Genomic DNA, 7,822 nt, shown 5'->3' on the forward strand with positions numbered 1-7,822 from the left:
GGCGGAGGAACCGTGCGCACGGTCCTCCACCCCAGTCGGTCCCGGGGTGGTCTGAGGCGGCCGGGGCACACCGCCGCACGCCGCCCCGTCCCGGGGCGGCCCCACGAGACCACGCGGAGCACGAGGATGAGCGAGCGGGCTGACGAGCTGAGGGTGACCACCCCGTCCGACGTCGAGATCACCATGAGCCGGACCTTCGACGCGCCCCGGGACCGCCTGTTCGCGGCCTACGCCAGCCGCGAACACCTGCGGCGCTGGTGGGCCCGGGGGAACCCGATGGACTGCGAGCTGGACTTCCGGCCGGGCGGTTCCTACCGATTCGTCGAACACGCCCCTGACGGCGACTACGCCTTCCACGGGGAGTACCAGGAGATCACGGCTCCCGAGCGGATCGTGCACACCTTCGAGTTCGAGGGCACGCCGGGTGAGGTCCTGGTCGACACCGTGACCTTCGAGGAGCGGGACGGGCGGACCACGCTCACCACCGTCACCCGGTTCGACAGCAGGGAGGCGCGGGACGCCATGCTCCGCGCGGGGATGGTCGGCGGTGCGGCCGAGTCGTTGCGGCGTCTCGCCGAGATCCTGCCCACCCTGCCCTGACGCCGCCCGCCGCGTCGCCGCGCACCACGCCGGCTCAGGTCGAGTTGACCGTCCCCCGACCCGACCGCAGGGCGGGGCTCGGGTGGTCGCGGCCCGCTTCGAGCCCTTCCACCAGTTCCAGCACCGTCCGCCTGGCGTCGTGCTCCGGACTCCACCCCAGCTCGGTGCGCACCCTGGACGTGTCGAGGACCGGGCACCACCGGGCCAGGTCCACCCAGCCCGGCGAGGTCGGCTGGAGGCGGAGCTCCCAGCTCACCCTCGCCGCGGCCCGGACGAGCCAGGGTGGCACCGGGACGTGCCTGGCGTGGAGGAGGCGGGCCAACTCCGCCGGCGGCATCGGCGGATCGGCGGCCAGGTTGAACGCCCCCGCCGCGCGCTGACCGATGGCCAGCGACACCGCGGCGGCCACGTCCTCGGAGTGGACGAACTGGAGGGTCAGCTCGGAGGGCATCGGCAGCACGGGCAGTTTCCCCCGCCGGACACCCCGGTACACCGCCCGGGGGACCAGTGGGCCGATGAAGTACCCGGCGATCTCGACGGCGGCCCGCCGTTGCAGGATCAGCCCCGGCCGGAAGCGGGTGATGGTGAGCCCCGGCTCCCGGCGGCCCAGTTCGTCCAGCAGGGCCTCCACGGCCGCCTTGTCCCGGCTGTAGGAGGAGGCGGCGACACCTCCGGTGGGCCAGTCCTCCGCCACGGCGCGCCGTTTGGGACCGGGTGAGTAGGCGCCCACCGAGGACAGGTACACGAGGTGGTGCACGCCGGCCCGGACGCAGGCCTCGGCGACCCGTCTGCTGCCCTCCACGTTCGTGCGGTGCAGGGCGAGCTCGTCGTGGCTGGGTTGGATCAGCCACGCGAGCAGGACGACGCAGTCCGCGCCCCGCAGCGCCTCGACCAGGCGCGGCGTGCTGGCCTCCGAGCCGATGTCGATCTCGTGCCAGCCGACGCCCTGGTAGGGCGGGGCGGGCGGCGGCGTCCGCCGGCTCACGCCGACCAGCTCGGCCTTCGGGTAGTCGCGGGCCAGCCGACCGAGCACGGCCGTCCCCACGTTTCCCGAGCCTCCGACCACGACGATCCTCACGACGGCTCCTCCTCACCGGACGGCGTGCGGGTGGGCCCGGTCTCCCCGGTGGGGGGTCGCCGCGCGGGCGCGGGACGGGGTGGGGGCCCCGACCTGTTCGGCGACACCGCCCGATCCGCGTCCCGCGCTCCCGACGTCCACCCGCGGTGGCCGTGCGGACGCAGCAGCACCTTGCGCACACCGGGGCGCTTCTTCGCGAAGGCCGCGTAGTAGTCGGGCGCGTCCCGCAGCGGGACCTGGTGGGAGACCAGCTCGGCGGCCCCCAGCGGGTCACCGTCGCGCAGCACGTCCAGCAGCGTGTCGGTCCAGGCGCGGACGTGGGTCTGCCCCCAGCGCAGGGTGACGTTGCGGTCGAACAGGTCGCCGAGGGGGAACCGGGGCATCCACGCCGCGTACACGCCGCTGACCGAGACGGTGCCGCCCCGGCGCACCGCTCCGAGGGACTGGTGCAGGGCGTGCAACCGGTCCGGTTTCGTCTTGAGGATCTGGGTGACCCGGTCGACGACCGAGCCCTCCGAGTCCATCCCCACCGCGTCGATCACCGAGTCCGCTCCCCGGCCAGCCGTCGCGGCCCGGATCTGCTCCACGGGGTCGCCGTCACCGGGGTCTACCGTCTCGATCCCCGCCCGGGCGGCGAACGCGCGCCGGTCGGGGTATGGGTCGACGGCCAGGACGCGGCCGGCGCCCCGGTACAGGGCGATCCGGGCGCTCATCTGCCCGATGGGGCCGAGACCGAAGACCGCGAGGCTGCCTCCCCGGGGGACGTCGGCGTACTCGACGGCCTGCCAGGACGTGGGCAGCACGTCGGAGAGGAGTGCCAGCGCCTCGTCGGGGACGCCCTCGGGCACCCGGATGGGGCCGAAGTGGGCCTGGGGCACCCGGAGGTACTCGGCCTGCGCCCCGGGAACCCCGCCGTAGAGGTGGGTGTAGCCGAACAGGGAGGCACCCTTCCGGCCCCCCAGGTTCTGCGTCGTCTCGCACTGGGCGAACAGCTGGCGACGGCACATGAAGCACTCGCCGCAGGAGATGTTGAACGGCACCACCACCCGGTCGCCGGGGCGGATGTGGTGGACCGCCTTCCCCACCTCCTCGACCACCCCCATCGGCTCGTGGCCCAGGATGTCCCCCGGTTTCACCGCAAGCGCGAGACCGTGCTCGTAGAGGTGGAGGTCGGAGCCGCACAGTCCGCTCGCCGTGACCCGGATGATGGCGTCCGTGGTGTCCTCGATGGTCGGGTCAGCCACGGTGTCGACGTGCACCGACCGGGGGCCGTGCCAGGTGAGCGCGCGCATCCTTCCCCTTCCACCCAACGTCGTGGAACCCTCCGCTCCCTGTCCGCGTACCCTGCCTCCAGCTCGCGAAACGTGGCCGGTCGAGTGCTGACCCGCTGAGCCGGCCCCGGCCAGCCCGTCGCCCGTCAGGCCGGGCGGAGCAGGTCCGCCACGGTCGTGAGGTCGGCGAGGAAGCCCGCGTAGGCGTCCTCGCGGTCCCTCGCCCGCAGCACGGCCGACGGGTGCACGGTGGCGACGAGGTGGTCGGGCGCGTTCCGCCGCAGACCGAGTTCCTCGGCGGGGAAGCGCTGGGGCTCGCCCCGGTGGCGGGTCACCCGGAACGACTCGCCGAGCAGGGTCTTGGCCGCCACCGCGCCCAACGCCACCACGAGTCGGGGCCGGACGACGGCGAGTTCGGCCACCAGCCACGGCCGGCAGGCGACGCGGTGGGTGCGGTTGGGCTGGCGGTGCAGGCGGGGCTTGCCCGTGCCGCCACGGGTGAACCGGAAGTGCTTGACCGCGTTGGTGAGGTAGGCGCGATCCCGGTCGATCCCCGCCTCGCGGAGGCCGCGGTCGAGGACGCGGCCGGCGGGGCCGACGAACGGCACGCCCTCGACGTCCTCCCGGTCACCTGGCTGTTCGCCGACGAGGACGACCTCGGCGGCGGCCGGTCCCCTGCCGAACACGACCTGTGTGGCGTCCCGGTGGAGGTCGCACCCCCGGCAGGCCGCGGCCGCTCGGCGCAACCCGGGCAGGCCGGCCCTGGCCGGGACGAAGGGGGTGGCGTCGGGCTGCTCACCGGGCATGGTCACGTCACCTCGTCCTCCCTGGCCGGATCCGCTCGCGGTGCCCCCCGGGTGCCCGCTGACGGCGCACCGCTCACACCTGGTCGGTGTCCTCCTCACCGGAGGGGGCCCGCCGGGTCGGTACCCGTCCGCGTGCCGGCCAGGTCGCTCGGGCAGCTGCTCGGGAACATCTGCGGTCCTCCGGGCTCGCGGGGTCCTTCGGTGGCTCGTTCACCCGCGACGGTGGCCGTCCCCCTGGCCCGGCATGTCCCCGCACCCGGCGGGCACGGGGCTACCGGGACCGGGTGGCGCCAGGAGCGGGCCCGGGGCCTCCCGCTGTCGGCGGGCGTGGCGGAACTCGGAGGTGCGGGGTGGCGGCGAACCAGCCGAAGGTGGCGGTGGTGTGCGGGGCGACGGCGGCGGACCGGGACGGGGTCGCCGACTACGTCCGCCACCTGCTGCCCGCGCTGTCCGACATGGGGTTGACGGCGGACCTGGCGCCGGTGTCCCTCCACCCGGGGCAGGGGGCGACCCGCCGGTGGGGCGAACTGCGCGCGCTGCGCCGCCAGCTGGTCCGGTGGGCGCCGGACGTGGTGCACCTCCAGTTCGCGCCGTCCGCCTACGGGTTCTCCCGGCTCTCCGGCCTGCTGCCCCTGGCGCTGCCCTCCGGGGTTCCCCTGGTCACCACCCTGCACGAGTACGGGTCCTGGGACCCGCCCGGGGGCCTCCCCCGGGGTGTGTGGCGGCTGGCGGAGGCTCGGGGCTGGTGGTGCCGGGAGACCGGCCGGGTGGTTCCGACGAGCCGGGCGCTGCTGACCACCAACCCCGGGCACGCCGGTGTCGTCACCCGGCGGTGGGGGGTGGTCCCGCACGTGGTGCCGCTCGCGGCGAACGTCGCGGGAGGAGGAGCGGACGGCGATCCCGGGCCCCGCGTGCGCGCCGAGCTGGGCCTGCGGGCGGACGCCCCGCTGCTGGTCTTCTTCGGGTTCGTCCACCCGGTGAAGGGCCTGCGCTACCTGATCGACGCGCTCCCCCCGCTCCGCGCCGCCCACCCGGGGCTGCACCTGTGCGTGGCCGGCGGCTTCGTCTCCTGCGCGCTGCCCGAACCGGAGGCGCGGGCGTTCCACGACGAGCTGCGCGGGCTCACCCACCGCAGGGGCGTCGCCGATGCCGTGACCTTCACCGGGTACCAGCCGGAGGACCGGGTGTCGGACCTGCTGCGCGCCGCGGACGCCGCGGTCTTCCCGTTCACCGGGGGAACCACCACCAAGAGCGGTGCCGTTCTCGCGGCCATGTCGCACGGGACTCCGACGGTGGTGACCGGAGCGGACCCTCCCGACCCGGAACTGGTCGACGGCCAGACGACCGTGGTGGCATCCGCCACCCGCAGCGCGGAGGCGCTCCGCGAGGCGGTGCACCGGGTGCTGGCCGACCCGGCCCTCCGTCGACGGGTGGCGGAGCGAGCCCGCCAGCTGGTGGGGCGCCGGACCTGGCCGGCGATCGCCGCCGAACACGACCGGGTGTACCGGGCGGTGTTGCGGGCGGCGCCGTGAGCCCGGCGTACCGCCGCATCCTGGTGGTCGACCTGCTCGGCGGTTTCGGGGACCTGCTGATGCTCCTGCCCTCCGTGCACGCGCTGGCCAGGAACCACCCCCGGGCGGAGGTGCACCTCCTCACCCACCCGCCGGGGGATTCCCTGCTGGCGGCGGACGAGTCGGTGATGGCGGTCCTGGTGCCCGAACGACGGGGCGGGGGTGCCGAGCGGGCGGCCGTCCAGCGGGCGCTGGCTCGCGTCGCCCCCGACCTGGTGGTCAGCTCCACCCGCTACGACGGCATCCCGGAGGTCATCGAACGTTCCGGCGCCAGGGCGGTGACCGACCTGTGGCGCCACCCGCCGGCCGACGAACGGGTCAGCGACCGCTACCTGCGGATCCTGCACGGCGAGGGCCTGATCGGCGCTGTGGACCTGCGCTGCCCCGGGCGGGTCCGGCTCACGCCGACCGAACTCCACCTCGGCGCGGAGCTGGTGGGGAGGGTGGTGCCGCCGCGCACGTCGCGGCCGCCGGTGGTCCTGGTGACCGGAGCCGGCATGGCCGTCAAGCGGTGGCCGGGTCGGCGTTGGGACGCCCTCACCGCCGCCCTGCTCGCGGCGGGCACCCCGGTGCTGGCCGTCGCCGACGGCGGGCCGGTGCCACGGGGGGCATCACCCCTCCCCCGGGGGGACCTCCGCACGCTGGCCGCGACCTACGCCGAGATCGGGAGCCGCGGTGGGGTGGTCGTCGGCGGCGACACCGGGCCGACCCGGCTGGCGGCCTCGCTCGGAGTTCGGGTGGTGGGGCTGTTCGGGCCGACCTCGACCCTGCGGTACGGGTTCGGGCGAGCACCGGGTCCGGTCCCGGGGCGGGACGGTCGGCAGGTGGTCGGCCCGGCCGGAACCGGTGGCGCGGACACCTCGGGCGGCGGCACCACCTCCCCTCCCCGCTGGGACGACCCGGGAGAGCGGGTGCTGGCCTCCCCGTCGGGTTCCGACCTCCAGGGCCTCCCCGGGTGCGGGCACCGCAGACCCACCGCGATCACCGAGCAGAGCTGTTGGTGGTCGGCCTCCTGCCCGTTGTCGCCCCACGGTCCGGCGTGCATGGCGGCACTGGACGTCGGCGACGTCCTCGGCGCGGTGGAGCACGCCGTCCGGGCCAGGTGAGGAGCCGTCGCGGTCCCGCTGGCCGGTGCCGCGCCCCGGGCGCACGGTCGTGCGTGCGCGGTCCGAGGAGCGCCCCGGCGTTTCGCCGCGCCGCCACGTGGCATCCCCGGGAGGAGGGTCCTCTCGGGCCCTGGCGGCAGTGGACCGCCATCCGACGCGGCACCGGAGGAGGGACGGATCATGGCCAGCGCCAACCCGATCCAGATGCAGAAGTCACTGAAGGACCTGGACTACCCGGCGAGCACCGACCAGATCGTCGAGCACGCCCAGCAGCACGGCGCCGACGAGAACATCCTGTCGGGCCTGCGCAAGCTGCCCAAGGACCGCACCTTCGACGGACCGAACGCGGTGAGCGAGGCGTTCTCCAAGGTGTGAGGTCACCACGAACCCCTCGGGGCGCGGTGGGGCGTCAGGCGGCTGGTGCCCCGCCCCGCGCCAGTTCCGGGACACCCAGCGGAGGAGTGAGATGAGGCTGTCACGAATCACCGACCGGATCGCGGACCAGAAGTGGCTGGACCGGGTGAACTCCCGGATCCACCGCGTCGTCACGCGGGTGCTGCCGGAGGGGAGCGTGAAGGACGCCCTCCACGGTGTCTGGCTCGGTCACCCGGTGCACCCCGCGATGGTCCAGCTCCCCGTGGGGTGTTTCCTCTCCGCCGCCGTGCTCGACGTCACCACCCCGGGGAGCCGGGCGGCGCGGGTGCTGGTCGGCACCGGGGTCGCCAGCGCGCTGCCGGCGGCGGTGAGCGGCTGGGCCGACTGGTCCGATGCCCACGAGGAGCAGCAGCGCACCGGCACCGTGCACGCGCTGCTGAACACCGCCGGGCTCGCCTGCTACCTCGTGTCGTTCGTGGCCCGTCGCGACCGGTCCGGCCGTACGGGTGCGGTGTCCGGTGGCGCCGGGATGCTCTTCCTGCTCGCCGGCGCCACGCTGGGCGGGGAGTTGTCGTTCCGGCAGGCGTTGGGCCCCAACCACGCCGAGGACGCGGCGCACCGGGGCCCCAACGACTGGTGCGACCTCGGTCCGCTGGACGACTTCAGCGAGGGGCGCCCCGAGGTCCGGGACGCCGGGAACGTCAAGGTGGTCGTGCTGCGCAGCGGGTCGGACGTCGTGGTGCTGCACGACGCGTGCAGCCACCTCTCCGCTCCCCTGCACGAGGGGGACGTGGCGGAGGTGGCGGGGCAGCGCTGCCTGGTGTGCCCCTGGCACGGCAGCACCTTCCGCCTCTCCGACGGCGAGGTCGTCCGGGGACCGGCCACCGCGCCCCAGCCCCGGCTGATCAGCCGGGTGCGGGCGGGCCGGGTGGAGGCCCGGGCCCGCACCTACGCGGGTGTCCCGGCGAGCTGACCAGCCGGTCCGCCGGAGTCCGCCGACACCGCGCCGTCGGTA

Annotated in this window: 8 protein-coding genes; 5 read left to right on the top strand and 3 right to left on the bottom strand. The window is 75.2% G+C overall.

From position 1 onward, the window contains the following. Positions 1-126: 126 nt before the first annotated feature. The gene (locus tag ACTIDRAF_RS0208775) at positions 127-600 is read left to right on the top strand and encodes an SRPBCC family protein (RefSeq protein ID WP_016698364.1); all 474 of its coding nucleotides are present in this window, start codon (positions 127-129) and stop codon (positions 598-600) included. 34 nt (positions 601-634) lie between these two features. Here the strand turns inward: ACTIDRAF_RS0208775 and ACTIDRAF_RS0208780 are convergent, their stop codons facing one another. From ACTIDRAF_RS0208780 to ACTIDRAF_RS0208790, 3 genes are all read right to left on the bottom strand, one after another. Further along, the gene (locus tag ACTIDRAF_RS0208780) at positions 635-1,678 is read right to left on the bottom strand and encodes an NAD-dependent epimerase/dehydratase family protein (protein WP_016698365.1); all 1,044 of its coding nucleotides are present in this window, start codon (positions 1,676-1,678) and stop codon (positions 635-637) included. After that, complete coding sequence (locus ACTIDRAF_RS0208785) at positions 1,675-2,970, bottom strand: zinc-dependent alcohol dehydrogenase (RefSeq protein WP_016698366.1); 1,296 nt, start codon at positions 2,968-2,970, stop codon at positions 1,675-1,677. The genes ACTIDRAF_RS0208780 and ACTIDRAF_RS0208785 overlap by 4 nt, the downstream gene beginning before the upstream one ends. Positions 2,971-3,095: 125 nt before the next feature. Beyond that, positions 3,096-3,755: a UdgX family uracil-DNA binding protein gene (locus ACTIDRAF_RS0208790; protein ID WP_026065915.1), complete on the bottom strand. Its 660-nt coding sequence runs from the start codon at positions 3,753-3,755 to the stop codon at positions 3,096-3,098. Between the two features lie 350 nt (positions 3,756-4,105). On the opposite strand from ACTIDRAF_RS0208790, the gene ACTIDRAF_RS27900 reads away from it, so the two are divergent. The 4 genes from ACTIDRAF_RS27900 to ACTIDRAF_RS0208810 all read left to right on the top strand — a co-directional run bounded on the left by ACTIDRAF_RS27900 (position 4,106) and on the right by ACTIDRAF_RS0208810 (position 7,780). Further along, positions 4,106-5,287, top strand: a complete 1,182-nt coding sequence (locus tag ACTIDRAF_RS27900; protein ID WP_016698368.1) for a glycosyltransferase family 4 protein — start codon at positions 4,106-4,108, stop codon at positions 5,285-5,287. Then, positions 5,284-6,432, top strand: a complete 1,149-nt coding sequence (locus tag ACTIDRAF_RS27905) for a glycosyltransferase family 9 protein (protein WP_016698369.1) — start codon at positions 5,284-5,286, stop codon at positions 6,430-6,432. Before ACTIDRAF_RS27900 ends, ACTIDRAF_RS27905 begins: the two co-directional genes overlap by 4 nt. Positions 6,433-6,612: 180 nt before the next feature. Beyond that, the gene (locus tag ACTIDRAF_RS0208805; RefSeq protein WP_016698370.1) at positions 6,613-6,807 is read left to right on the top strand and encodes a DUF2795 domain-containing protein; all 195 of its coding nucleotides are present in this window, start codon (positions 6,613-6,615) and stop codon (positions 6,805-6,807) included. 91 nt (positions 6,808-6,898) lie between these two features. Further along, a complete protein-coding gene (locus ACTIDRAF_RS0208810) occupies positions 6,899-7,780 on the top strand; it encodes a Rieske (2Fe-2S) protein (RefSeq protein ID WP_016698371.1) in 882 nt (293 codons plus the stop codon). Positions 7,781-7,822 lie beyond the last annotated feature (42 nt).

Source organism: Actinoalloteichus spitiensis RMV-1378 (assembly GCF_000239155.1).
In the GTDB taxonomy this organism is placed as follows: Bacteria; Actinomycetota; Actinomycetes; order Mycobacteriales; family Pseudonocardiaceae; genus Actinoalloteichus_B; species Actinoalloteichus_B spitiensis.

Excerpts from the sequence above, each read along its gene's own strand:
- ACTIDRAF_RS0208775 (WP_016698364.1), top strand. The coding sequence starts at position 127 with ATGAGCGAGCGGGCTGACGAGCTGAGGGTGACCACCCCGTCCGACGTC.
- ACTIDRAF_RS0208785 (WP_016698366.1), bottom strand. The coding sequence starts at position 2,970 with ATGCGCGCGCTCACCTGGCACGGCCCCCGGTCGGTGCACGTCGACACC.
- ACTIDRAF_RS0208790 (WP_026065915.1), bottom strand. The coding sequence starts at position 3,755 with ATGCCCGGTGAGCAGCCCGACGCCACCCCCTTCGTCCCGGCCAGGGCC.
- ACTIDRAF_RS0208805 (WP_016698370.1), top strand. The coding sequence starts at position 6,613 with ATGGCCAGCGCCAACCCGATCCAGATGCAGAAGTCACTGAAGGACCTG.
- ACTIDRAF_RS0208810 (WP_016698371.1), top strand. The coding sequence starts at position 6,899 with ATGAGGCTGTCACGAATCACCGACCGGATCGCGGACCAGAAGTGGCTG.